General features: G+C 72.0%; 19 protein-coding genes. 5 read left to right on the top strand and 14 right to left on the bottom strand.

The genetic code is table 11. The annotated features are described in order from the left end of the window. Nucleotides 1–198 precede the first annotated feature (198 nt). From ACP4J0_RS02640 to ACP4J0_RS02620, 5 genes are all read right to left on the bottom strand, one after another. Nucleotides 199–2,541: an ABC transporter permease gene (locus tag ACP4J0_RS02640; protein WP_426596970.1), complete on the bottom strand. Its 2,343-nt coding sequence runs from the start codon at nt 2,539–2,541 to the stop codon at nt 199–201. Further along, the gene (locus ACP4J0_RS02635) at nt 2,538–3,227 is read right to left on the bottom strand and encodes an ABC transporter ATP-binding protein (RefSeq protein WP_426596969.1); all 690 of its coding nucleotides are present in this window, start codon (nt 3,225–3,227) and stop codon (nt 2,538–2,540) included. Before ACP4J0_RS02635 ends, ACP4J0_RS02640 begins: the two co-directional genes overlap by 4 nt. Beyond that, nucleotides 3,224–3,748: a PadR family transcriptional regulator gene (locus tag ACP4J0_RS02630; RefSeq protein ID WP_426596968.1), complete on the bottom strand. Its 525-nt coding sequence runs from the start codon at nt 3,746–3,748 to the stop codon at nt 3,224–3,226. The genes ACP4J0_RS02635 and ACP4J0_RS02630 overlap by 4 nt, the downstream gene beginning before the upstream one ends. A 185-nt stretch (nt 3,749–3,933) precedes the next feature. After that, nucleotides 3,934–4,356 carry a hypothetical protein gene (locus tag ACP4J0_RS02625; RefSeq protein WP_426596967.1) on the bottom strand — a complete coding sequence of 141 codons (423 nt, stop codon included), beginning with the start codon at nt 4,354–4,356 and terminating at the stop codon, nt 3,934–3,936. Beyond that, nucleotides 4,353–5,309 carry an SPFH domain-containing protein gene (locus ACP4J0_RS02620; RefSeq protein WP_426596966.1) on the bottom strand — a complete coding sequence of 319 codons (957 nt, stop codon included), beginning with the start codon at nt 5,307–5,309 and terminating at the stop codon, nt 4,353–4,355. Before ACP4J0_RS02620 ends, ACP4J0_RS02625 begins: the two co-directional genes overlap by 4 nt. Nucleotides 5,310–5,581: 272 nt before the next feature. Here ACP4J0_RS02620 and ACP4J0_RS02615 point away from each other — a divergent pair, with 272 nt between their 5' ends. After that, nucleotides 5,582–7,894, top strand: coding sequence for a transglycosylase domain-containing protein (locus ACP4J0_RS02615; protein ID WP_426596965.1), 2,313 nt, complete (start codon nt 5,582–5,584; stop codon nt 7,892–7,894). Nucleotides 7,895–7,955: 61 nt separating this feature from the next. Here ACP4J0_RS02615 and ACP4J0_RS02610 read toward each other — a convergent pair whose 3' ends face one another. From ACP4J0_RS02610 to ACP4J0_RS02595, 4 genes are all read right to left on the bottom strand, one after another. Beyond that, nucleotides 7,956–10,055, bottom strand: a complete 2,100-nt coding sequence (locus ACP4J0_RS02610; protein WP_426596964.1) for a SpoIIE family protein phosphatase — start codon at nt 10,053–10,055, stop codon at nt 7,956–7,958. A gap of 295 nt (nt 10,056–10,350) precedes the next feature. Continuing rightward, nucleotides 10,351–11,067 carry a cytidylyl-2-hydroxypropylphosphonate hydrolase gene (gene fomD / locus ACP4J0_RS02605; RefSeq protein ID WP_426596963.1) on the bottom strand — a complete coding sequence of 239 codons (717 nt, stop codon included), beginning with the start codon at nt 11,065–11,067 and terminating at the stop codon, nt 10,351–10,353. Between the two features lie 109 nt (nt 11,068–11,176). Next, nucleotides 11,177–12,580, bottom strand: a complete 1,404-nt coding sequence (locus tag ACP4J0_RS02600; protein WP_426596962.1) for a class II fumarate hydratase — start codon at nt 12,578–12,580, stop codon at nt 11,177–11,179. Between the two features lie 77 nt (nt 12,581–12,657). After that, nucleotides 12,658–14,325: a fumarate hydratase gene (locus ACP4J0_RS02595; RefSeq protein WP_426596961.1), complete on the bottom strand. Its 1,668-nt coding sequence runs from the start codon at nt 14,323–14,325 to the stop codon at nt 12,658–12,660. A 221-nt stretch (nt 14,326–14,546) separates the two neighbouring features. Between ACP4J0_RS02595 and ACP4J0_RS02590 the strand changes: the two genes are divergently transcribed. Both ACP4J0_RS02590 and ACP4J0_RS02585 read left to right on the top strand, forming a co-directional pair. Next, nucleotides 14,547–15,254, top strand: coding sequence for a DUF1707 SHOCT-like domain-containing protein (locus ACP4J0_RS02590; RefSeq protein ID WP_426596960.1), 708 nt, complete (start codon nt 14,547–14,549; stop codon nt 15,252–15,254). A 105-nt stretch (nt 15,255–15,359) separates the two neighbouring features. Continuing rightward, complete coding sequence (locus ACP4J0_RS02585) at nt 15,360–15,743, top strand: WhiB family transcriptional regulator (protein ID WP_426596959.1); 384 nt, start codon at nt 15,360–15,362, stop codon at nt 15,741–15,743. Between the two features lie 238 nt (nt 15,744–15,981). On the opposite strand, the gene glpX is transcribed toward ACP4J0_RS02585, so the two are convergent. Next, the gene (gene glpX, locus ACP4J0_RS02580; protein WP_426596958.1) at nt 15,982–17,013 is read right to left on the bottom strand and encodes a class II fructose-bisphosphatase; all 1,032 of its coding nucleotides are present in this window, start codon (nt 17,011–17,013) and stop codon (nt 15,982–15,984) included. Nucleotides 17,014–17,138: 125 nt separating this feature from the next. Here glpX and ACP4J0_RS02575 point away from each other — a divergent pair, with 125 nt between their 5' ends. Beyond that, on the top strand, nt 17,139–17,675 hold the full coding sequence (locus ACP4J0_RS02575) for a DUF4245 domain-containing protein (protein ID WP_426596957.1): 537 nt from the start codon (nt 17,139–17,141) through the stop codon (nt 17,673–17,675). A 122-nt stretch (nt 17,676–17,797) separates the two neighbouring features. Here the strand turns inward: ACP4J0_RS02575 and ACP4J0_RS02570 are convergent, their stop codons facing one another. Further along, nucleotides 17,798–18,388 carry a malonic semialdehyde reductase gene (locus tag ACP4J0_RS02570; protein ID WP_426596956.1) on the bottom strand — a complete coding sequence of 197 codons (591 nt, stop codon included), beginning with the start codon at nt 18,386–18,388 and terminating at the stop codon, nt 17,798–17,800. Nucleotides 18,389–18,711: 323 nt separating this feature from the next. On the opposite strand from ACP4J0_RS02570, the gene ACP4J0_RS02565 reads away from it, so the two are divergent. Next, complete coding sequence (locus ACP4J0_RS02565) at nt 18,712–18,939, top strand: DUF4287 domain-containing protein (RefSeq protein WP_426596955.1); 228 nt, start codon at nt 18,712–18,714, stop codon at nt 18,937–18,939. 108 nt (nt 18,940–19,047) lie between these two features. On the opposite strand, the gene ACP4J0_RS02560 is transcribed toward ACP4J0_RS02565, so the two are convergent. The 3 genes from ACP4J0_RS02560 to ACP4J0_RS02550 all read right to left on the bottom strand — a co-directional run bounded on the left by ACP4J0_RS02560 (nt 19,048) and on the right by ACP4J0_RS02550 (nt 22,015). Beyond that, the gene (locus ACP4J0_RS02560) at nt 19,048–19,299 is read right to left on the bottom strand and encodes an exodeoxyribonuclease VII small subunit (RefSeq protein WP_426596954.1); all 252 of its coding nucleotides are present in this window, start codon (nt 19,297–19,299) and stop codon (nt 19,048–19,050) included. A gap of 9 nt (nt 19,300–19,308) precedes the next feature. Further along, nucleotides 19,309–20,517, bottom strand: a complete 1,209-nt coding sequence (xseA, locus tag ACP4J0_RS02555; RefSeq protein ID WP_426596953.1) for an exodeoxyribonuclease VII large subunit — start codon at nt 20,515–20,517, stop codon at nt 19,309–19,311. Between the two features lie 76 nt (nt 20,518–20,593). Next, a complete protein-coding gene (locus ACP4J0_RS02550; protein WP_426596952.1) occupies nt 20,594–22,015 on the bottom strand; it encodes an APC family permease in 1,422 nt (473 codons plus the stop codon). Nucleotides 22,016–22,151: the final 136 nt, after the last annotated feature.

Raw genomic sequence — 22,151 nt, 5'->3', positions numbered from 1 at the left:
AGGCGTCGGCCACCTGAGCGGAGGCGGGTTGACTACCTGAGCGGAGGCGGTTCGACCACCCGAGCGGACGCGGGTCGATCACCGCGCCCGAGCGGACGCGGGTCGATCACCGCGCCCGGCCGGGGCGGGCGACCGGCCGCCCCGGCCGGGCGGCGGTCCCCCGCCCCGGAGGGCGGCCGGCACCACGCACCGGCGGAGTCACTCCGTGCGCAGGCCCTCCGGCCGCATCAGCCGCAGCAGCGGCGGCAGACTCAAGAGGGTTACCACCAGGACGACCGCGGCGCCGATGCCCGTCATGGCGAGGACGCCGGCCCAGTCGACGCCGACCGGGGTGGACGTCATCTTCAGGAGCACCGTGCCCAGCGTCAGGCCCACCACCACGGCCAGCAGCAGGCCCAGCGCGATGGGGACAGCGGTCTGCCACAGCACCGACATGCTCAGTGTGCGGCGCCGGGTGCCGAAGGCGACCAGGGCCGACAGCAGCTTCTTCCGCTCGCGCAGCTGCTCCAGCTGCGAGACCAGCAGACTCGCGCCGATCAGCGCCAGCACACACGCCGCCCCGACGAACAGACCGGTGCGGATGGCGTCGAACCGGCCGGTCCGCTCCGTCGCCGACCACGTCATGGTGTCCGTCAGCGGATGGAGGGCCGCCGCGGTGTTGCGTACCCGGTCGTGCACGTCCGCCACCGAGTCGTCCAGCTTGAGGTAGGCGTGCCCGGTCAGGCCGGGCGCGAGCGCGGCCGGCATCGCCTTCGGCGTGATCAGGAAGCCGCCCCGGTCGATCCCGGCCAGCAGGCGCTGAAGCGGCTCCGCCGCCTTGACGCCCTGCGGCACCGTCCAGGGGATCTCCCGGCCCTTCGGGCCGCCCTCGTAGGTCGGGTCCAGGTACAGCTTCCGGCCCGGCGCGGCCAGCTTCGTCATGTCCTCCCCGGTGTCCCACTCGGCACCGTGGACGGCGAACACGTCCCCGTCCTCACAGGAGGTCAGGCGGGCGATCTCCCGCAGCGACGCGCAGTCGCCCACGGTCATCATCGTGCCGTGGTCCGGGGTCCGGGGGCGGTCGCCGACATAGCCCTCGGAGTAGCCGTAGACCGCCGTCACGCCCTCGGTGTCCCGGAACTCGTCGGCCGCCTGCGCCGCCGGCACCTCGCTCGGCAGGACCGCCTCCATCTGAGCCCACGACACGTCCTGCCCGGTGGACTCGGTGTAGTCGTCGTCCACGCCGGCGAAGAGCATCTGCAGCGCGATCGCCCCGGCGACGGCCACGGCGATGCCGTTGACCATGCGGGCCGCCGTGCCGCTGCTCATCTGCAGCCGGCGCACGGCCAACTGCCAGGCCACGCCGCCGGAACCGAGCCGGGCGACGACGGTCTCCACGATCCACGGCAGCAGCGCGGTCACGCCGACCAGGAGCAGCACGACACCGCCGGTCACCAGGTACTGGTTGAAGTCGCCGTTCTCGCGCCCGTTGCCGACCATCGGGTAGAGCATGGCCAGTCCGGCCAGCGGCAGCAGCAGCCGCCACCACAGCCGGCGCCTGGCCGGGCGGCCCGCGCGGACCACGCCGAGCGGTTCGATGACCACCCCGCGCAGCGCGAACAGCGTCACCAGCACCGCCGCCGCCGGCACCGCCACCGCGACCAGCAGGGCCAGCAGCGGCGAGGGGTTGAGATAGCTCGGGAACACGCTGATGCGGTACACCTCGGCCGTGCCCGCGAGCTGACGCCCGACCAGGAAGAATCCGGTGCCGAAGACCAGCCCGAGGATCGCGCCCGCCATCGCCTCGCCGGCGGCGACGCGCCGGGTCATGCGGCCGTCGGCGCCCACCAGTCGCAGTGCCGCGAGCCTCCGGTCCCGCCGCTCGCCGCCGAACCGTACGGCGGCGGCGATGAAGACCGCGACCGGTGTCAGCAGCACCACGAAGACGACGAGGACCAGCAGGAGCAGCACCGGGTCGGACTGCTCCTCCCCCGGGTCCGGGTCGCCGAACCGGTCGATACGCTCGATCCGGCCGGGATCGATGTACTGCTCGAGCCCTTCCGCGCCCCGGTAGAAGGCGAGTTCGGCCGAGCCGATCAGCCCGCTCTCCCCGATCGTGCCGACGATCCGGTCCGACAGCCGTTCACGCAGCAGCGCGCCGGAGTCCGACTCCAGCAGCTCCCTCAGCGCGGGGGAGACCACCATCTCGCCCACCGCCGGGAACTCGTCCACCCCCGGCGGCAGCGGTGCCCGCGGCCCGTCGGGATCCAGCGCCCGGCCCCGGACGTCGTCGTCGCGGAAGTTCGCGTCGAGCCTGGCGACCACGAGCGTGTCGTTCGCCTTCGGTATCTGCTCGGAGCTGAAGGTGATGTCGGAGCGCGCCGCCTCCCGGTCGTGCCGGACTTCGAGCGCGTTCGGGACCGCCGTCGTCAGCAGGAGCAGCGCCACGCCGAGCCCGACGCCGACGGCCGTCAGCACGGCCCGGGTCCACCCCTCGCGCCCGCCGGTGAAGGCGAAGCGGACGCCCATGGCCAGGTCCCGGCTCCACTGCCGCACGCTCATACGGCGCGCTCCATGTCCCGGGACTTGCCGTCCCGTACGACGATCTCCCGGTCGGAGTAGGCGGCCACCCGCGCCTCGTGCGTGACGAGGACGACGGCGGCGTTGGTGGTGCGGGCGGCGTCCGTGAGGAGTTCCATCACGCGTTCGCCGTTGAGGGAGTCCAGGGCGCCGGTCGGCTCGTCGGCGAAGAGCACGCGGGGGCTGGTGACCAGCGACCGCGCCACCGCGACCCGCTGCCCCTGGCCGCCGGAGACCTCGCCGGGCCGCTTCTTCCTCAGGTCGTCGACCTCGAGGCGCTGCATCCAGGTCAGCGCGGTCCGCTCGGCCTCCTTGCGGGGGGTGCCGTTCAGACGCAGCGGAAGGGCGACGTTCTCCACGCACGTCAGCTCCGGCACGAGCTGCCCGAACTGGAACACGAACCCGAAGTCCGAGCGGCGCAGCGCACTGCGCTGGGCGTCGCTCATGCCGGACAGCTCCCGCCCGTCGTACGTGATCGTCCCCGAGTCGGGCGGCACGATGCCGGCGAGGCAGTGCAGCAGCGTCGACTTGCCGGACCCGGAGGGGCCCATCACGGCGACGACCTCGCCGGGGTGGATGGAGAACTCCGCGCCGTCCAGGGCGAGGGTGGGGCCGTAGGCCTTGCGCAGCTGCTCGGCCGAGAGCAGCGAACCTGCGGGGGGAGTCATCGGGTTACCGCCTCACGGAGCTTGTCGAGGCGCGCGGCGGTCAGTTCCAGCCAGCGCAGGTCGGCCTCGAGATGGAACAGGGCGTGGTCGCAGATCAGCTGGTCGGCGAGGTCGCCCTTGCGCTTGCGGTCGGTGAGGATGCGCATGCTGCGCAGGTGCTCCGAGCGCTGCGTGTCGAGGATGTCGGCGGCGTCGCGGTGGGTGAGCAGCGCGAGGACGACCTTGGTGTACAGCGTCGACTGGAGGTACGGCTCGGGCTTCTCGGGCGTGGCGAGCCACTGCTGTACGTCGGTGATCCCCGCGTCGGTGATCGCGTACCGCTTGCGCTCGGGACCGCCGCCCGCCTCGATGCCGTCGACGACGACGAGGCCGTTCTTCAGCAGGCGGGACATCGTCGAGTAGACCTGGCCGTAGTGCAGCGGCCGGTCGTGACCGAACTTCTCGTCGAAGGCACGCTTCAGGTCGTAACCGTGGCGTGGCCCGGACTCCAGGAGCCCCAGGAGGGTGTGACCGATGGACATGCCGATCACTCTACACACGGTGTATACGCGCTATGTATACGTCGTGTGCAGAGACTGTGGCGGCGCGTACGGGAGTGCAGGTCGGGGCCGATTGTCACCGTTGTGCCACGGCGGACGCCGCGCCTGGGGGAGGTGAGGTGGGGTGAGGCGCGGCGGCCCGGCCTGCCGGGCATCCGTCGCTTTCGTCACGAGGGGGGCGTGGGAGGCAGACCCGGTCCCGTCCCCGCGCCCGGCCCGGGACCCGGTCCCGGGCCCGCGCCCGTCCCCGGGCCCGGCCCGGGACCCGGTCCCGGGCCCGCGCCCGTCCCCGGGCCCGGGGACGGGCTCCGGCCCCGGGACGGGCGGCCCCGGCGGGGCAGTGGGCCGGTGTCCGAGGGCAGCCGGCCCGCCTCCGAGAGTGCCCTGCGGAGCAGGAACTCGATCTGGGCGTTCGCCGAGCGCAGCTCGTCGCCCGCCCAGCGGGCCAGCGCCTCGTACACCTGGGGGTCCAGCCGCAGCAGCACCTGCTTGCGCTGCTGCGGCGGCCGGCGTTTCGGGGCAGGGTCCCCGGCCGGGAGGCCGCCGGGCGGCTGGGCCTCGGACGGGGAGCCCTCGGGTGAGGTCGTCACTGGTAGAGCGTCCCCGTGTTCAGGACCGGCTGGGCGGCGCGGTCCCCGCAGAGCACGACCATCAGGTTGGACACCATCGCCGCCTTGCGCTCGTCGTCCATCTCCACGATCCCCTGCTCGCTGATCCGGGCGAGCGCCGCCTCGACCATGCCGACCGCGCCGTCCACGATCTGCCGCCGCGCCGCGACCACCGCGCCGGCCTGCTGCCGCTGGAGCATCGCGGAGGCGATCTCCGGCGCGTACGCGAGGTGCGTGAAGCGGGACTCGATGATCTGCACGCCGGCCGCCTCCACGCGCGCGTGCAGCTCGACGGCGAGCTTCTCGGTGATCTCCTCGGCGTTGCCGCGCAGCGAGAGGCCGTCCTCGTCGTGGGCGTCGTAGGGGTACTCGATGGCGATGTGCCGCACGGCCGCCTCGGTCTGGGTGGAGACGAACTCGATGTAGTCGTCCACCTCGAAGGTGGCCTGTGCGGTGTCCTCCACCCGCCACACCACGACGGCGGCCAGCTCGATCGGGTTGCCGTAGGCGTCGTTCACCTTCAGGACGGCCGTCTCGTGGTTGCGCACCCGCGTGGAGATCTTGGTGCGCGAGGTGAGCGGGTTCACCCAGCGCAGCCCGTCCTGCCGGATCGTCCCCCGGTACCGCCCGAAGAGCTGCACCACCCGGGCCTCGCCCGGCGCCACCATGTTCAGCCCGCTCATCGCGAGGAAGGCGGCCAGGGCGATCACGACGCCCGGGGTGATCAACGCCGCCTTGCCTCCCGACGAGTCGACCGCCGTGGCGGCGGCGAGCAGGCCGACGCCGGCGATCAGCCCGATCAGTCCCAGCAGCAGCGCCAGGCCGCCGCCGATGCTGTGCGCCTGTATCTCGCGTACCCGTGGTGCCGGCATCTCGGGCACATCCGCCGTGACCTGCGAGGTGTCGTGTGCGTCGTGCGCGTCGTGTGCGGACATGAGAGGTCCCCCCGTTCTCGCGGAGCGCGCTCGCGCACGCCCCGGCGACTATCTTCGGTCTAGCTAAGTGATATCACTTTACCTCGTGATGGCAACCCTTGACCCCTCTCGTACGTCGGTTCCTTGGGAGCGGGTGCTGATTCTCACGTCCGTAGAAGGCCGGATCCGCAGCCGTTTGCCACATCTCCCGGTGTTAGCTTTCTGAGCTGATATGAGCGGTGAACCTGTGTGACGCGTGAGCACACGTGAACGAAGCGGAGCGGATCGGACCCATGGGACGAGCGGAAGAGAGAAAAGCGCGACAGCGCGGTGGCCGCCGCGCGGCGCCGAAACGCCGCCGTCCGTCGGGCGCGGGCGGGAAGAGCGGCATACGCAGGCTGTTCACCTGGAAGAAGGTCCTCGGCACCTTCTTCGGCCTCTGCCTGCTCGGCATGGGCGCCTTCATCGTCCTGTACATGGTGATCGAGATCCCCGAGGGGAATCCCGAGGCGGAGCTGCAGAGCAACGTCTACAAGTACAGCGACGGCAGCATCATGGCCCGCACGGGCGAGCGCAACCGTGAGATCGTCGACCTGGCCAAGGTGCCCAAGGAGGTCCAGCGCACCTTCGTCGCCGCCGAGAACAAGACCTTCTACAAGGACTCCGGCGTCGACCTCAAGGGCACCGCGCGCGGTGTCCTCAACACGCTCTCCGGCAAGGGCGCGCAGGGCGGTTCGACGATCACCCAGCAGTACGTCAAGAACTACTACCTGTCCCAGGAACAGACGGTCACGCGCAAGCTGAAGGAACTGGTCATCTCCCTGAAGCTGGACCGGGAGAAGCCCAAGGACTACATCCTCGCCGGCTACATCAACACCAGCTACTACGGCCGTGGCGCCTACGGCATCCAGGCCGCCGCGCAGGCCTACTACCGCGTCGACGCCGAGGAGCTGACGGTCGAGCAGGGCGCGTACCTCGCCGCGCTGCTCCAGGCGCCGAACCAGTACGACTGGGCGATCGCCAGCGAGACCGGCAAGAAGCTCGTCCAGGAGCGCTGGAACTACGTCCTCGACAACATGGTCGAGGAGGACTGGCTGAGCAGCTCCGACCGCCAGAACATGACGTTCCCGGAGCCCAAGGAGCCCAAGGCCGCCGCCGGGATGGAGGGGCAGACCGGGTACCTGGTCGAGGCCGCCAACTACTCGCTCAAGAAGCAGCTCGTCGCCCAGGGCGCCGCCGAGGACATGGAGCAGGCCAAGGCCCTGGTGGACCTCGGCGGCTACACCGTCACGCTCAACGTCGACAAGAAGAAGCAGGCCGAGCTGGAGAAGGCGGTCAAGACCAAGCTCACCAGCAAGCTCGACCCCGCCAAGCGCGCGGTCGACGCCGACGTCCAGGCCGGTGCCGTCTCCGTGGACCCGAAGACGGGCGCGGTCCTGGCGATGTACGGCGGCGTGGACTACGTGAAGCACTACACGAACAACGCCACCCGCGACGACTACCAGCCCGCCTCCACCTTCAAGCCGGTGATCCTCGCCGCGGCCGTGGACCAGGACGCCGAGACGCAGGACGGCGTGCCGATCACGGCCAACACGATCTACGACGGTACGAGCGAGCGCCCCGTGATGGACGGCGACCGCGAGGTCGGCTTCGCGCCCCCCAACGAGGACGACGTCGACTACGACGACATCACCGTCCAGGACGCGATGAACAAGTCCGTCAACTCCGTCTTCGCGCAGATGGGCATCGACGTCGGCATGTCCGAGGTCATGAAGGTCGCCGGCGACCTCGGCATGGACACCGAGGGCGTGCAGGCCGTGCCCGCCCAGACCCTGGGCAGTATGGGCGCCAGCCCGCTGGAGATGGCCGGCGTCTACGCCACCCTCGACAACCACGGCAAGAAGGTCACCCCGGCCATCGTGAAGTCCGTGGAGCACAAGGACCGCACGGTCGAGATGCCCGACCCGATCGGCGAGCAGGTCATCAGCCGCGAGGCCGCCGACACGGTGACCTCGGTGCTCACCGGCGTGGTCGACGACGGTACGGCCAAGAAGTCCGTGCGGGAGAACCCGCTGCGCGACGGCCAGCAGGTCGCCGGCAAGACGGGTACGTCCGACAACAACAAGTCGGCCTGGTTCACCGGCTTCACCCCCGAACTGGTCACCTCGGTCGGCCTGTTCGGTGAGGACGACAAGGCGCCGCACCCGCAGGTCCCGATGTACAAGGCGGGCGGCGTCGACTACCGCGTCAACGGTGGTGGCTTCCCCGCGGAGATCTGGGCGGCGTACACCTTCGGCGTCATGGACGGGACCAGCAAGTTCGACCTGGAGACCAAGCAGGGCAACGCGGTGAAGCCCAGCAAGTCGCCGGCGGTCACCGAGTCGCCGACCCAGTCGCCGACGCAGGAGGAGACGACCGAGGCACCGCCGTCCAACGAGGCGACGACCGAGGCGCCGCCGTCCAGGGAGCCGACGACCGAGGCGCCGCCGTCGCAGTCGCCGTCGCAGTCGCCGTCGGGCAGCCCGTCGTCCGAACCGCCGACGAGCGGGGAGCCGACGGATCCGGAGGATCCGCTCTTCCCCGGCGGGGACTGGCCGAAGCAGTAGCCGCGGGAACGCGTGAGAGGGGCGCCCGGAGATCCGGGCGCCCCTCTCACGCGTACGGACCTCAGCCCCGGTTCAGCTCGAACCAGACCACCTTGCCGGTGCTCAGCCGCGTCGCGCCCCAGCGCCGGGCCAGCCGGTTCACCAGGTACAGCCCGCGCCCGCCCTCGTCCGTGGCGCGTGCCTGCCGCAGCCGCGGCAGCTGCGGCACGTCGTCGCCGACCTCGCAGCGCAGCACGTCCGTGCGCAGCAGCCGCAGCGTGACCGGCTTCGTGGCGTACCTCACGGCGTTGGTCACGACCTCGCTGACCAGCAGCTCCACGGAGTCCGTGAGGTCCTCCATGCCCCAGCGGGCCAGCGCGCGCCGGGCCAGGCGCCGGGCCCGGCCGGGAGCCGCGTCCTCGGGCTCCAGGAACCAGTACGCCACGTCGCTGGGCGCGATGCCGTCGAAGCGGGCGGCGAGCAGCGCGATGTCGTCGTCCCGGTCGCCCGGCCCGAGCATGTCCAGCACCTCGTCGCACAGGGCTTCCAGGGGCGGCGGATGGTCGGGCCCGGTGAGCTGCGCGGTCGCGGCGAGGCGTTCCCGCAGCTGCTCTATGCCGGTCCACACGTCCCGCAGGCGGGACTCGACCAGCCCGTCCGTGTAGAGGAGCAGGGTCGCGCCGGCGGGGGCGTCCAGCTCCACGGCCTCGAAGTCCACGCCGCCCACGCCGATCGGGGCGCCGGCGGGCACCCGCAGCACCTCGGCGTGGCCGCCCAGGTGCAGCAGCACGGGCGGCGGGTGTCCGGCGTTGGCGACGGTGATGCGGTGCGCGACCGGGTCGTACACCGCGTACAGGCAGGTCGCCATGCGGTCGGTGCCCAGGCGCTGGGCCTGTTCGTCGAGGTGGTGCAGCACCTCCTGCGGCGGCAGGTCGAGCCCGGCCAGGGTCTGCGCGGTGGTCCGCAGCTGGCCCATGATGGCCGCCGACGTCATCGAGTGGCCCATGACGTCCCCGACGACCAGCGCGACCCGGCTGCCGGGCAGCGGGATGGCGTCGTACCAGTCGCCGCCGACCCGCGCCGTCTCCGCGGCCGGGAGGTAGCGGGAGGCCAGCCGCACGCCGGTGCAGCGCGGCAGGGTCTCCGGGAGCATCGTGCGCTGCAGCTCGTCGGCGATGTACGCCTCCCGCCCGTACAGCACCGCCTTGTCGATGCCGAGCGCGCTGTGCGTGGCGAGCTGGGCGGCGACCAGCAGGTCGTCGGCGTCGAAGGCGACGCGCTCGGGGCCGCGCAGGAACAGGGCGGCCCCGATCACCCGGCGCCGGCCGCGCAGCGGCGCGAGGATCGCCCGCCGGCCGTCGGGCACGGCGAAGTCCCCGTCGTCACCGAGCAGTTCCGGAAGAGCGGCACGGGCGGCGGGGGTGTCCGCGAAGACCGGGCGCACCCCGCGCAGCACCTCGGCGAGCGCGCTGCCCGGCCGCACCTCGCACAGCTCGGAGCCGACCGTCTCCAGCTCGGAGGGCTCCGGCTGGACCGCGGGCGTGAACCCACCCTCGGTGTCCCGCTCGACCGGAATCCGGTCGGTCCGGCGCAACCGCAGCACCAGCGGGCCCGTGGGCCGCTCGTCACCGACGGGCAGCGGCTCCCGCAGATAGACGAGGATGGCGTCCGCGAACGTCGGCACGGTGGCCCGGCACAGCCCCATCACGATCTCGTCGAGGTCCATGCCCCGGGCGATCCGCCGGGTCGCGGCTCCCACGAACCGCAGCCGGTCCCCGTCCCGCCGCATGGGCGTGGGCCGGCCGGGCGCGGTGGGCTGCCCGGTCCGGCGGTCCGGTTCGAGCGGCGCGGCGCGGCGCTCCGGCCCCGCGGCCGCCCCGGGGCCGGGAACCGCTCCGGCTCCGGTCTGCGCGCCGCCGGGCTGGACCGGTACGCCTTCGGGCGTGGGCCGCGGGCGGTGCGTACCGGGCTCGGTGGCCTGCTCGGCACCCGGCTGGGCGTGCTCGAAGGCGGCGGGGGAGTCCGCGCCGGCGGCCGGCGGTGTCTCTCCGGCGCGCCCCTGTGCGGGTAACGCGGCACCGAGGGCGCGCGGCTGCACGGGGGTAGGCAGGAGCGCCCCGCGGGGATCCGTGGGGTCGCCGCCCGTCGGGGGGCGGTCGAAGGAGGTCGGGTGCTCCGTCACGCGTGTCGAATCCGTCCGTCCGGGACTGCCCGCGGCGCGTGCAGTTCGTCCCGCAGAAATCCCGATACCCGGAATACGTGCCCCGGGAACGGGATTCCCGCGTGGTCAGAGGCTGTTCCTGTGTCACCGGCGGACCGTCTGCGGCCCGTGTCCGGGTTGCCGTCGTACCCCTCGCTCACGTCCTGCCGCCCCTCGGTGACGATCGGTCAAGCACAGCGCACGCTCCGCCGGTTGCTGCCGCACTTCCTTGCGGAGGACGATCCTACGTTTCCTGCCCGGGGGCGTATCAAGGGTCTCATGAGGACGCGTGCGCGGGCGTGCGGTCCCAGTCCCCCGGCAGTGAAGGTACCGCCCAGGACGGATCGGGGCGCCAGTGTTCCCAGCCGTCCGCGAACGGGGAGCCCCAGGCACGGATCTCCGCCACCGCCGCGCGCCCCGCCGCACGCACCCGCCCGGCGAGCCGGGCGTCCATCAGCCGGTCCCGCTGGGCCTGCGCGAACTCGTCCTCGTCCCGCCAGTGCCAGGTGCGGTCCGGGTGGACGGAGATGTCCAGGAAGTGGTCCTCGGAGTCGACGCCGCCCTCCCAGCGGGTCAGCGGCTCCTCCAGGTTCACGTACCAGTTCTTGAACCGCCAGCCCGGGTCCCAGAACAGCCACACCGACCAGGGCTCGCCGGGCCGTGCCAGCTTCAGCACGCCCGTGCCGAACCACCGGTCGCGCTGCACCGCGCGCGGTTTGGTGTAGCGCGACGCCAGCGGTTCCAGGTGTACGGGCGTGCCGTCGGCGAGCACCGGCTTCACGCACTCGGTGCCGGGCGCCAGCCACACGGCGAGCAGGCCGGCGTCGTCCCGTACGACGGTGACGGGGCGTGCGATGTGGGGGCGGGGGCCGCCGTTCTCCCGGTACCGCCACAGGATGTGGCTGCCGGGCGCCCAGTACCTCGCCGGGGCCTTCGGGCCGCCGGTCGTCGCCTCCGCTTCCGTCGCGGCGCTCACCGCTTCACCGTCTGTCATGGACAGATATTAGGTGCCCGGGCCACGTGACGCGCCGGTGATCGCGACGAACGCCCGTGACGGGCGCCCGCGTCCACGGCGGGCGCCCGCCTCCACGACGGCCGTCCGGTCACGGGCGGGTCATCCGCAGCACGTCCAGCGCCTCGTCCAGCTGCTCGTACGTGAGGTCGCCGCGCTCGACGTACCCGCCGTCCAGCACGACCTGACGGATCGTCCTCCGCTCGGCCAGCGCCTTCTTGGCGACCTTGGCGGCCTCCTCGTACCCGAGGTACTTGTTGAGCGGCGTGACCACGGACGGCGACGACTCGGCGTACTCGCGGGCCCGGTCCCGGTGGGCGACGATGCCGTCGACGGTGCGGTCGGCGAGCAGCCGCGAGACGTTCGCGAGCAGCCGCACCGACTCCAGTACGTTCTTGGCGATGACCGGCAGCATGACGTTGAGCTCGAAGTTGCCGGCCGCTCCGGCGGCGGCGACGGTCGCGTCGTTGCCGGTGACCTGGGCGGCGACCATGAGCACCGCTTCGGGGATCACCGGGTTGACCTTGCCGGGCATGATCGACGAGCCCGGCTGGAGGTCGGGCAGGGAGATCTCCGCGAGCCCGGTCCGCGGCCCGGACGCCATCCACCGCAGGTCGTTCGCGATCTTCGTCAGGCCGACGCCGATGGTCCGCAGCTGCCCGCTGGTCTCCACGATGCCGTCCCGGGCGCCCTGCGCCTCGAAGTGGTCGCGCGCCTCGGTCAGCGGCAGCCCGGTGGCGCGGGCCACCTCCTCGATGACGGCGGCGGAGAAGCCTGGCGGGGTGTTGATCCCGGTGCCGACGGCGGTGCCGCCCAGCGGCAGCTCGGCCAGGCGCGGGAGGGACGCCTCCAGCCGCTCGACGCCGTACCGCACCTGGGCCGCGTACCCGCCGAACTCCTGCCCGAGGGTGACCGGCGTGGCGTCCATGAGGTGCGTACGCCCGGACTTCACCACGTCGGCGAACTCCTCCGCCTTGCGCTCCAGGGCGCCGGCGAGGTGGTCGAGGGCCGGGATCAGGTCACGGGTGACGGCGGCGGTGGCGGCGATGTGGATCGACGACGGGAAGACGTCGTTGGACGACTGGGAGGCGTTGACGTGGTCGTTGGGGTGCACGTCCCTGCCGAGCCGCTCGGTGGCGAGGGTGGCGATGACCTCGTTGGTGTTCATGTTGGACGAGGTCCCCGACCCCGTCTGGAACACGTCCACGGGGAAGTGCGCGTCCCACTCACCCTCGGCGACCTCGTCCGCCGCCTCCTGGATCGCGGCGGCGACGTCCTCGTCCAGGACCCCCAGCCCGGCGTTGACCTTGGCCGCAGCGCCCTTGATCCGGGCGAGCGCCTCGATGTGCGCGCGCTCGATGCGCTGCCCGGAGACGGGGAAGTTCTCCACCGCCCGCTGGGTCTGGGCCCGCCACTTGGCGTGGGCGGGCACCCGCACCTCGCCCATGGAGTCGTGCTCGGTGCGGTACTCGGTCCTGTCCTGCTCGTCGGTCATCGACGATCACCTCCACGTCTCACAGCGTCCGCGACGCGACCACTGTTCCCCGTGGAGGTGAACCGTCACCACCGCTGTCAGGCGAGTCCGGGACCCCGTACCGGGATGGACGTGAACGTCGGCGCCGGCGCCGGGTCCTGGAAGAAGTCGTTGCCCTTGTCGTCGACCACGACGAACGCCGGGAAGTCCTCGACCTCGATCTTCCAGACCGCCTCCATGCCGAGCTCCTCGTACTCGACGACCTCGACCTTCTTGATGCAGTCCTGCGCGAGCCGCGCCGCCGGTCCGCCGATGGAGCCGAGGTAGAAGCCGCCGTGCGCGTCGCACGCGTCGGTGACCTGCTTGCTCCGGTTGCCCTTGGCCAGCATCACCTTGGAGCCGCCCGCCGCCTGGAACTGCTCCACGTAGGAGTCCATGCGCCCGGCCGTCGTCGGGCCGAAGGACCCGGACGCGTATCCCTCGGGCGTCTTCGCCGGACCCGCGTAGTAGACCGGGTGGTCCTTCAGGTACTGCGGCATCTCCTCACCCGCGTCCAGCCGCTCCTTGATCTTGGCGTGCGCGATGTCGCGGGCCACGACCAGCGGGCCGGTCAGGGACAGCCGGGTCTTGACCGGGTGCTTCGTCAGCTCGGCCAGGATGTCGTCCATCGGCTGGTTGAGGTCGATCTTGACGACGTCACCCTCCGACTCCAGCTGCTCGTCCGTCGTCTCCGGCAGGAACCGCGCCGGGTCGGTCTCCAGCTGCTCCAGGAAGACGCCCTCGGCGGTGATCTTCGCGACCGCCTGCCGGTCCGCCGAGCAGGACACGGCGATCGCGACCGGGCAGGACGCCCCGTGCCGCGGCAGGCGCACCACGCGCACGTCGTGGCAGAAGTACTTGCCGCCGAACTGCGCGCCGATGCCGATCTTCTGCGTCAGCTCGAAGACCTTCTCCTCCAGGTCCTGGTCCCGGAAGCCGTGCCCGAGCGGCGAACCCTCGGCCGGGATCTCGTCCAGGTAGTGCGCGGAGGCGTACTTGGCGGTCTTCAGCGCGTACTCGGCGGACGTGCCGCCGACCACGATCGCCAGGTGGTACGGCGGGCAGGCGGCCGTACCGAGCGAGCGGATCTTCTCCTCCAGGAACTTCATCATGGAGGCCTCGTTCAGGACGGCCTTCGTCTCCTGGTAGAGGAACGACTTGTTGGCCGACCCGCCGCCCTTCGCCATGAAGAGGAACTTGTAGGCGCCGCCGTCGGTCGCGTACAGCTCGATCTGGGCCGGGAGGTTGGAGCCGGTGTTCTTCTCCTCCCACATGGTGAGCGGAGCCATCTGCGAGTAGCGCAGGTTCAGGTTCTTGTAGGCGTCGTAGATGCCCCGGCTCAGGGCCTCCTCGTCGCCGCCCGCCGTCAGCACGTTCTGCCCGCGCTTGCCCATGACGATCGCCGTGCCGGTGTCCTGGCACATCGGCAGCACGCCCGCCGCCGCGATGTTCGCGTTCTTCAGCAGGTCCAGCGCCACGAACTTGTCGTTGCCCGACGCCTCGGGGTCGTCGATGATGCGGCGCAGCTGCGCCAGGTGGGCCGGGCGGAGGTAGTGCTGGATGTCGTGGACGGCCTCCTCGGCCAGCTTGCGCAGCGCCTCGGGCTCCACCTTGAGGAAGGTCCGCCCGTCGGCCTCGAAGGTGGAGACACCCTCGGAGGTCACCAGCCGGTACGGAGTGGTGTCCTCTCCCTGGGGGAGCAGATCGGTGTACGCGAACTCAGGCATCTCGCCCATTCCTCACTCGGCATGACGCGCGGCTGGATTCCTCAGCAACGACGGCTGGCCTCCATCGGCAGCGTCCACCAGCGTAAAACCTGCCGTCGGCGGCGGGCTTGTGAGGTAAGGCTCAGTAGCCGCGACAGGAGTGGTGCGCGGCCCGGACGGGGATGCGACAAGGTTGTCCACAGGGCTGGTCGCGATCTATCGCGTTTCGGTACGCTGCTGCCGTGGACCTTCAGAAGCACGCCCGACCGCAGGACGCGGCCCCGCGCGGCACCGCACCGCGCGTCTCCGAGATGCGCGCATCGGACGCCGACCGCGACCGCATCACCGACATGCTGCGCGACGCCCTCGCCGAAGGGAGGCTCACCGCAGACGAGCACGCCGAGCGCGTCGAGGGCGTGCTGGCCGCCCGGACCGTCGGTGAGCTGGACGTCTTCGTGCGGGACCTGCCCGCCGCGCACGCCGGGCGGGACACGGCCGCCGCCCCGGTCCCCGACCGCCCCACCGCCGGCGCCGTCCCGGCGGACCCCGACGAGAACGTGGTGGCGGTCTTCAGCAGCGCCGTCCGCAAGGGCCGCTGGCGGGCGAGCCGCCGTATCCACGCGTACGCGGTCTTCGGCAGCGTCGAGATAGACCTCAGCGAGGCGGTCTTCGCGCACCAGCAGGTCGTGGTCAAGGCGTTCGCCGTCTTCGGCAGCGTCGAGGTGCGCGTCCCGGAGAACGTGTCGCTGCGCGGCGCGGGCGGCGGGGTGCTCGGCAGCTTCGAGGTCCACGCCCTCGACTCGGCCGAGTCCGAGGCCCCCGTCATCTACGTGGACGGCTGGGCCGTGCTGGGCAGCGTCGAGGCGCGCCCCAAGCGCGGCAGGATCGTCGCGGACCTCCTGGACCGGGTGCACCGGAAGGTGGAGAAGGGTTTGCGCAAGCACGTGTAGCGCGGCGCCCGGCGGCGGTTGGAAACCCAGTGCATAGGCGCGCGTACAACGGGTAAGCCTTGACGCATCGTCTCTCGCTCGCGAAGCCGTCGTCAGGAGTAGACCGTGCTGCAACCGCCGCATTCGTCCCTGCAGGTAGCCGCCGTTCCGGCCCAGCGGGTGCCCGTGCGGGACAGGGACCAAGACGCTCCCTGGCACACCGAGGCGGTGTGCCGGCGCGACGAGGCCGGACTGTTCTTCGCACCCTCCAAGGAACCGACCGCCGCCCGGCTCTCCCGCGAGGAGGCGGCCAAGCGCGTCTGCGCGCGCTGCCCGGTCATGGTCGAGTGCCGCGAGCACGCCCTCCTGCAGCCCGAGCCCTACGGCGTCTGGGGCGGCCTCACCGCCGCCGAACGCCGCGTGGTCCTGGCCCGCCGCCGGCGCCGCGACGTCGAACTGAAGAAGAAGTCGGCCCGTACGACGGCGGGACGCATAGCCGCGGCCGGTTAGCACCCAGGCACGCGAAAGGGCACCCTCTCCGCACAGAGGGTGCCCTTTTCGCTCCGCGGGGGCTCATGCGGGCCACAGAGGCTCACGCGGGCCGCAGGGGCTCATGCGCGCCACAGCAAGGGTGCGGGGTGCCGGCACCGTGCGGCTGTGCCGCGTGGTGCGGGGCGCCTGCGAGGTGAGGGCTTGCCTCCCCTCGCGGGCGCGGGTCGTCCGTGGCCGGTCGCGCCCGCCGGCGGGGTCACTTCGCCCGGTCGAAGTCCACCGCGCTGTAGGCCCGCAGCTTGCTCAGCCGGTGCTCGGAGTCGATGCGCCGCACCGTGCCCGACTTGGACCGCATCACGATCGAGTCGGTCGTCGCCGTCTCGGACCGGTACCGCACCCCCCGCAGCAGCTCACCGTCGGTGATGCCGGTGGCGACGAAGAAGACGTTGTCCCCGGAGACCAGGTCGTCGGTGGTCAGTACGCGGTCCAGGTCGTGCCCGGCGTCGATCGCGCGCTGCCGCTCCCCGTCGTCCTTGGGCCACAGCTTGCCCTGGATGGTCCCGCCCAGGCACTTCACGGCACAGGCCGAGATGATGCCCTCCGGGGTGCCGCCGACGCCGAGCAGCAGGTCGATGCCGGTGCCCTCGCGCAGCGCCAGGATGGAGCCGGCCACGTCGCCGTCGGAGATCAGCTTGATGCGGGCGCCGGTCTCCCGGACCTCCTTGATGAGGCCCTTGTGCCGTGGCCGGTCGAGGATGACGACGGTGACGTCCTCGGGGGTGCGCCGCTTGGCCTTGGCGATCCGGCGGATGTTCACGGACACGGGGGCGTTGATGTCGACGAAGTCGGCGGCCTCCGGCCCGGTGACCAGCTTGTCCATGTAGAAGACCGCGGACGGGTCGAACATGGAGCCGCGCTCGGCGGCGGCCAGTACCGCGATCGCGTTGGTCATGCCGTTGGCGGTCAGCGTGGTGCCGTCGATCGGGTCGACGGCGATGTCGACCTCGGCCCCGGTCCCGTCGCCGACCCGCTCCCCGTTGAAGAGCATCGGGGCTTCGTCCTTCTCACCCTCGCCGATGACGACGACGCCGTTCATCGAGACGGTGTGGACGAGGGTCCGCATGGCGCGCACCGCGGCACCGTCGGCGCCGTTCTTGTCACCGCGCCCGACCCAGCGGCCGGCGGCCATCGCCGCGGCCTCGGTGACCCGCACGAGTTCCATGGCGAGGTTGCGGTCGGGAGCCTCTGAGGGGACGTCCAGCTCGGACGGCAGATGATGCTCGGTCATCGGAACGCACCTTTCTGATACGACGACGGCCGGATGAGGGTGTGCCCCGACTCTATCGCCAGTCCGACAGAATGAGCAGGGGACCCCACGTATGAGCACATCGGGGACCTGCGACGATAGGGGGCGTGGCAGGTACGAACGGCAAGCAGAAGACGGCCCGGGACATGGTCCTCTCCCTGGGCGTCATCGTCCTCGCTGGACTGGTCATGTGGCTTTTCATCCCGCACGACGACGACGGCGAGCCCGACCTCAAGCGGGTCGACTACTCGGTCGAACTGATCACCGCGCGCCGCGCCGCGCCGTATCCGGTGGCCGCGCCCGAGGGGCTGTCCAAGGACTGGAAGCCGACCCTGGTCCGCTACCGGGGTGACCAGTTCGACGCCTGGCACCTGGGCTTCCGCGCGCCCGACGGGGAGTACGTGGCGGTCGAGCAGTCCATGGAGAAGCCGTCCGCCTTCATCGAGGAGGCCAGCCAGGGCGCGCAGCGGACCGGGACGACCGAGGAGATCGGCGGCCGGACGTGGACCCGGTACACGGGCGGCCGGTACGACGCGCTCGTACTGCACGACACCGACGGCGTGAAGGGCGCGACGACGGTCGTGGCGGGCACGGGCTCGTTCGAGCAGCTGAACAAGATGGTGGCGGCACTGAAGCTGGCGTGAGCCATCGCCGTACCCCGCGCCCGCGGTGCCCCGCGCGCACGACGAAGCCCCCGGTGCGTCACCGGGGGCTTCGTCGTGCGCGCGGGGCGGCCGGGCCCCGGACTCCGCCGGGGCCGCCGCTCTCAGACCGTGGTGACGACCTGGTCGTACGCGAGGCGCGGCGAGCGCGGGAACCAGGCGTCCGGGCCCGGGCGGCCGATGTTGACGACCATCAGCGGGGTGTGGTCGTCGTCCAGGAACTCCTTGCGGACGCCCTCGAAGTCGAGGCCGGTCATCGGGCCGGCGGCCAGACCGGCGGCGCGGACGCCGACGATGAAGTAGGCGGCCTGCATGGCGGCGTTCAGGGCGGCGGCGCCCTCACGCACCGGGCGCTCGCTGAAGAAGGCGTCCTTGGCCTGCGGGAAGTGCGGGAAGAGCTGCGGCAGCTCCTCGTGGAACTCGTTGTCCGCCGAGAGGATCGCGACCAGCGGGGCGGCGGCCGTCTTGGGCTGGTTGCCCTCGGCCATGAGCCCGACGAGGCGCTCGCGGGCCTCGGGGGAGCGGACCAGCGTGATGCGCAGCGGCGACTGGTTGAAGGCGGTCGGGCCGTACTTGACCAGGTCGTAGATCGCCTGCACCTGCTCGTCGGTCACCGGCTCGTCGGTGAAGGTGTTCGCGGTGCGGGCCTCGCGGAACAGCAGGTCCTGGGCGGCGGGGTCAAGAACGAGAGACATACGTGATCTTCCTCGGGGGTGCGTCGGCTCCGCCTGGATCGGCGCGGAGCCGTTGACGGGAACGACGCTACGCCAAGGAAGTTCAACCTTCAACCAAAAGTGGGAGGGCGGTGATCCGCTTCACACGACGGGCGGGGTGGCGGGGTGGGTGGCGCCGTGGCGCCCCGCGCGTCGGGCGGGCGGTGCGTGGGGATGTGGAGGAGCCGCGGGCCTGGGTGGTGACGCGGATCACACGCTCCGGGCGATCACTTCCGCCGCTCGCAGCGGTCGTACAGGGCAGTACTGCACCGCCCACCGCCCCGGACAGATGGGACCGCATCGACATGACCGCCTCCGTGAAGGGCCCCGCCTCCTACTTCCCGTCGATCGAGAAGAAGTACGGCCGTCCGGTCGCGGAGTGGAAGGAGCTGATCCGCTCCTCGCCGCTCACCAGGCACATGGAGCTCGTCTCCTGGCTCAAGACCGAGCACGGCCTGGGCCACGGCCACGCCAACGCGCTCGTCGCACACACCCTCGCCGAGGACAGTGCCAAGCAGGACGGCACCGAGTAGGCCGGGGCCCCGCCCGGGCCGAGGAGGCCGTGCCCGGCCCGTACGCCGAGGGTCTCGCGGTCTTCGCCGTCCTGTGCGGCGTGCCCGTCATGGGCTTCGCGCGGGCGGCTACGCGTCCCCGTCGCCGTCCTCCGCCCCGGCCTCCTCGGCCAGCGCCGCGTCGAGGCGGGCCCGGGCGCCGTCCAGCCGGCGCCGGCACACCTTCGCCAGCTCCTCGCCCCGCTCCCACAGGGCGAGCGACTCCTCCAGCGTCGTACCGCCGGCCTCCAGCCGCCGTACGACCTCGATCAGCTCGTCCCGCGCCTGCTCGTACCCGAGCGCCTCGGACATGGCCGTCGGCTGCTCCACCTCGCTGGTCATCCACCCACCCTATGCGTCGACTCGTACGGAGAAATCACCCTCGGAGACCCGTGCCCGCAGCGTCTCGCCCGGCTCCACCTCGCCCGGGTCACGGACGGCGTGGCCGTCGGCCCGCTGGAGCACCGCGTACCCGCGCTTCAGGGTCGCGGCGGGGGAGAGGGCCACCACGCGCGCGTGCGTGTGCGTCAGCTCCGAGTCGGCCCGGTCCAGGTGGTGCCGCAGCGAACGGCGGCCCCGGTCCAGCAGCGCCGCCACCTGCTCGGTCCGCTCGTCGATCATCCGGTGCGGATCCTGTATCGACGGCCGGGCCAGGGCATGGGCCAGCCCCCGCTCCTCGCGGTCCACGTACGCCGCCACGCACCGCCGCGCGCGGTCCCGCAGCTGGCGCACCCGCTCATACTCCTCGCCGACGTCCGGTACGAGCTTCTTCGCGGCGTCGGTCGGTGTGGAGGCGCGCAGGTCGGCGACATGGTCCAGGAGCGGATTGTCCGGCTCGTGCCCGATCGCCGAGACGACCGGCGTCCGGCACGCGGCGACCGCCCGCACCAGCTGCTCGTCGGAGAACGGCAGCAGGTCCTCCACGCTGCCACCGCCCCGCGCGACGACGATCACGTCCACGTCGTCCCTCGCGTCCAGCTCCTTCACCGCCTGCACCACCTGCGGCACCGCGTGCACGCCCTGCACGGGCACGTTGCGCACCTCGAATCGGACGGCGGGCCAGCGGTGCCGGGCGTTCTCCAGGACGTCCCGCTCGGCGGCCGACGCCCGCCCGCACACCAGGCCGATCAGCTGCGGCAGGAACGGCAGCGGCTTCTTCCGCTCCGGCGCGAAAAGCCCCTCGCGCGCGAGTGCCTTCTTCAGCTGCTCCAGACGCGCGAGCAGCTCCCCCACGCCCACCGGTTTGATCTCGGCGGCCCGCAGCGACAGTTGCCCGCGCGGCGCGTACCACTCCGGCTTGGCGTGGACGACCACCCGCGCGCCCTCGCCGACCACGTCCGCCACCGCGTCGAACACCTGCCGGTAGCAGGTCACGCTCACGGAGATGTCGTACGACGGGTCGCGCAACGTCAGGAACACGACGCCCGCGCCCGGCCGCCGGGACAGCTGCGTGATCTGCCCCTCGACCCACACCGCGCCGAGCCGGTCGATCCAGCCCCCGATCAGCCGTGACACCTCGCCCACGGGCAGCGGACTTTCGGGAGACGAGTTGGCAGCCATGCGATCGAGCGTAACGGCCGGGTGTGACAACCCGCCCCGGTCGACGTCGCCCGCTCCCGGGCCACGTCCGGCCGGCTCACACTCCCGCCGCTCTCCTCCCGCGCGCCTGCACCGCCAGGACCACCAGCCCCACCGCCAGCCAGACCGCCCCGACCAGCTGCGCGGTCCGTGACGCCTCCACGATCACCGCGACGGTGATCGCCGCACCGAGCACCGGGACCAGCGCATGCCGCCACCAGCTGACCGGGCCCGAGCCGCGCCGCCGCACCACGAACCAGCCCACCACGCTCGCGTGGAGCATCGTGAACGCGGTCAGCGCGCCGACGTCGACCACCGACACCAGATGGTCGAGACCGTCGTCCCGCCGCGCCGCCCACACCGCCGCCACCATCGTGATCACGGCCGCGACCAGCAGCGCCACGCGCGGCACCCCGGAGTCCGTCCGCGACAGCGCCTTCGGCAGCCGCCGGTCGCGGCCCATCGCGAACAGCAGCCGCCCGGCCGCCGCCTGCCCGGCCAGCGCCGCGAACGCCGCGCCGATCGCCTTGCTCACCGCCACCAGGTCGTGCAGCCACGTCCCCACGGACGCGTCCACCGCGTCGTAGAACGCCGCCCCCTGCCGTTCCGGCTCCGCCGCCAGCCGCGCCGACGACACCGGCTCCAGCAGTGCCACCAGGTACGTCTGGGCGATGAACAGCACGCCCGCCAGCGCCAGGCAGAACAGCAGCGCCCGCGCCACCTTCGCCGAACCCCCGGTCACCTCCTCCGCGAACGTCGCGATCGCGTCGAAGCCCAGGTACGACAGCACCGCCACCGACACCGCGCCGACCACCGCCGACAGCGCGAACGCCCCCTGCGTGCCGTCCCCGGACAGCGGCGACAACCAGCCCCGCTCGGCCCCGTCGCGCGCGAGGACCACGATCGCCGCCACCACGAACACCAGCAGGACCACGATCTCCATGGCGAGCACCAGGAAGCCCACCCGGGCCGCCGCACGCACCCCCCACAGGTTCAGCAGGGTCGTGGCGACCACCGCGATCGCCGTCCACACCCACCGCGACACCTCGGGGACCAGCGCCTCCATCGCGATGCCGGAGAACAGGTACGCGACCGCCGGAATGAGGACGTAGTCCAGCATCGCCATCCAGCCGGCGACGAAACCGGCCCCGTTGCCGAGCCCCACGCGCGCGTACGCGAACACCGACCCCGCCTGGGGCACCACCCGTACCATCTGGGCGTAGCTGAACGCGGTGAACGCCATCGCGACCGTGGCGATCAGGTACACCAGCGCCACCGCACCGTGCGACTTGGCGTCCAGGGTGCCGAACACGCCGACCGGCGCCATGGGCGCGATGAACAGCAGCCCGTAGACGACCAGGTCCCTGAAGCCCAGGCTGCGCTTCAGCCGGTGTTCCTGCTGTTCCTGCTGTTTCAGGTGTTTCGGGTGTTTCGGGTGTTCGCCACCGGCCCCCTGGGCCGCCGTACCGCCTTCGGACATCGTGCCTCCGCCAGGGCCTCGGACTGTGCCTCGGAACGTCCCCGTCGACGTCCCCGTCGACGTCCCCGTCGACGTCCCCGTCGACGTCCCCGCCAGTCTCCCCGGCACCGCGGCACCCACGCGATCTCCGACCCGC

The sequence above is a fragment of the Streptomyces sp. WG7 genome, assembly GCF_049975785.1.
Lineage (GTDB): Bacteria > Actinomycetota > Actinomycetes > Streptomycetales > Streptomycetaceae > Streptomyces.
The sequence above is the reverse complement of the archived record's forward strand: the minus strand, read 5'-3'. Positions and strand labels throughout refer to the sequence as shown.

Bases quoted from the DNA above. Each gene is read 5' to 3' on its own strand.
- ACP4J0_RS02640 (WP_426596970.1), bottom strand. From the start codon at position 2,541: ATGAGCGTGCGGCAGTGGAGCCGGGACCTGGCCATGGGCGTCCGCTTC.
- ACP4J0_RS02635 (WP_426596969.1), bottom strand. From the start codon at position 3,227: ATGACTCCCCCCGCAGGTTCGCTGCTCTCGGCCGAGCAGCTGCGCAAG.
- ACP4J0_RS02630 (WP_426596968.1), bottom strand. From the start codon at position 3,748: ATGTCCATCGGTCACACCCTCCTGGGGCTCCTGGAGTCCGGGCCACGC.
- ACP4J0_RS02620 (WP_426596966.1), bottom strand. From the start codon at position 5,309: ATGTCCGCACACGACGCGCACGACGCACACGACACCTCGCAGGTCACG.
- ACP4J0_RS02615 (WP_426596965.1), top strand. From the start codon at position 5,582: ATGGGACGAGCGGAAGAGAGAAAAGCGCGACAGCGCGGTGGCCGCCGC.
- fomD (WP_426596963.1), bottom strand. From the start codon at position 11,067: ATGACAGACGGTGAAGCGGTGAGCGCCGCGACGGAAGCGGAGGCGACG.
- ACP4J0_RS02600 (WP_426596962.1), bottom strand. From the start codon at position 12,580: ATGACCGACGAGCAGGACAGGACCGAGTACCGCACCGAGCACGACTCC.
- ACP4J0_RS02595 (WP_426596961.1), bottom strand. From the start codon at position 14,325: ATGCCTGAGTTCGCGTACACCGATCTGCTCCCCCAGGGAGAGGACACC.
- glpX (WP_426596958.1), bottom strand. From the start codon at position 17,013: ATGACCGAGCATCATCTGCCGTCCGAGCTGGACGTCCCCTCAGAGGCT.
- ACP4J0_RS02570 (WP_426596956.1), bottom strand. From the start codon at position 18,388: ATGTCTCTCGTTCTTGACCCCGCCGCCCAGGACCTGCTGTTCCGCGAG.
- ACP4J0_RS02565 (WP_426596955.1), top strand. From the start codon at position 18,712: ATGACCGCCTCCGTGAAGGGCCCCGCCTCCTACTTCCCGTCGATCGAG.
- ACP4J0_RS02560 (WP_426596954.1), bottom strand. From the start codon at position 19,299: ATGACCAGCGAGGTGGAGCAGCCGACGGCCATGTCCGAGGCGCTCGGG.
- xseA (WP_426596953.1), bottom strand. From the start codon at position 20,517: ATGGCTGCCAACTCGTCTCCCGAAAGTCCGCTGCCCGTGGGCGAGGTG.
- ACP4J0_RS02550 (WP_426596952.1), bottom strand. From the start codon at position 22,015: ATGTCCGAAGGCGGTACGGCGGCCCAGGGGGCCGGTGGCGAACACCCG.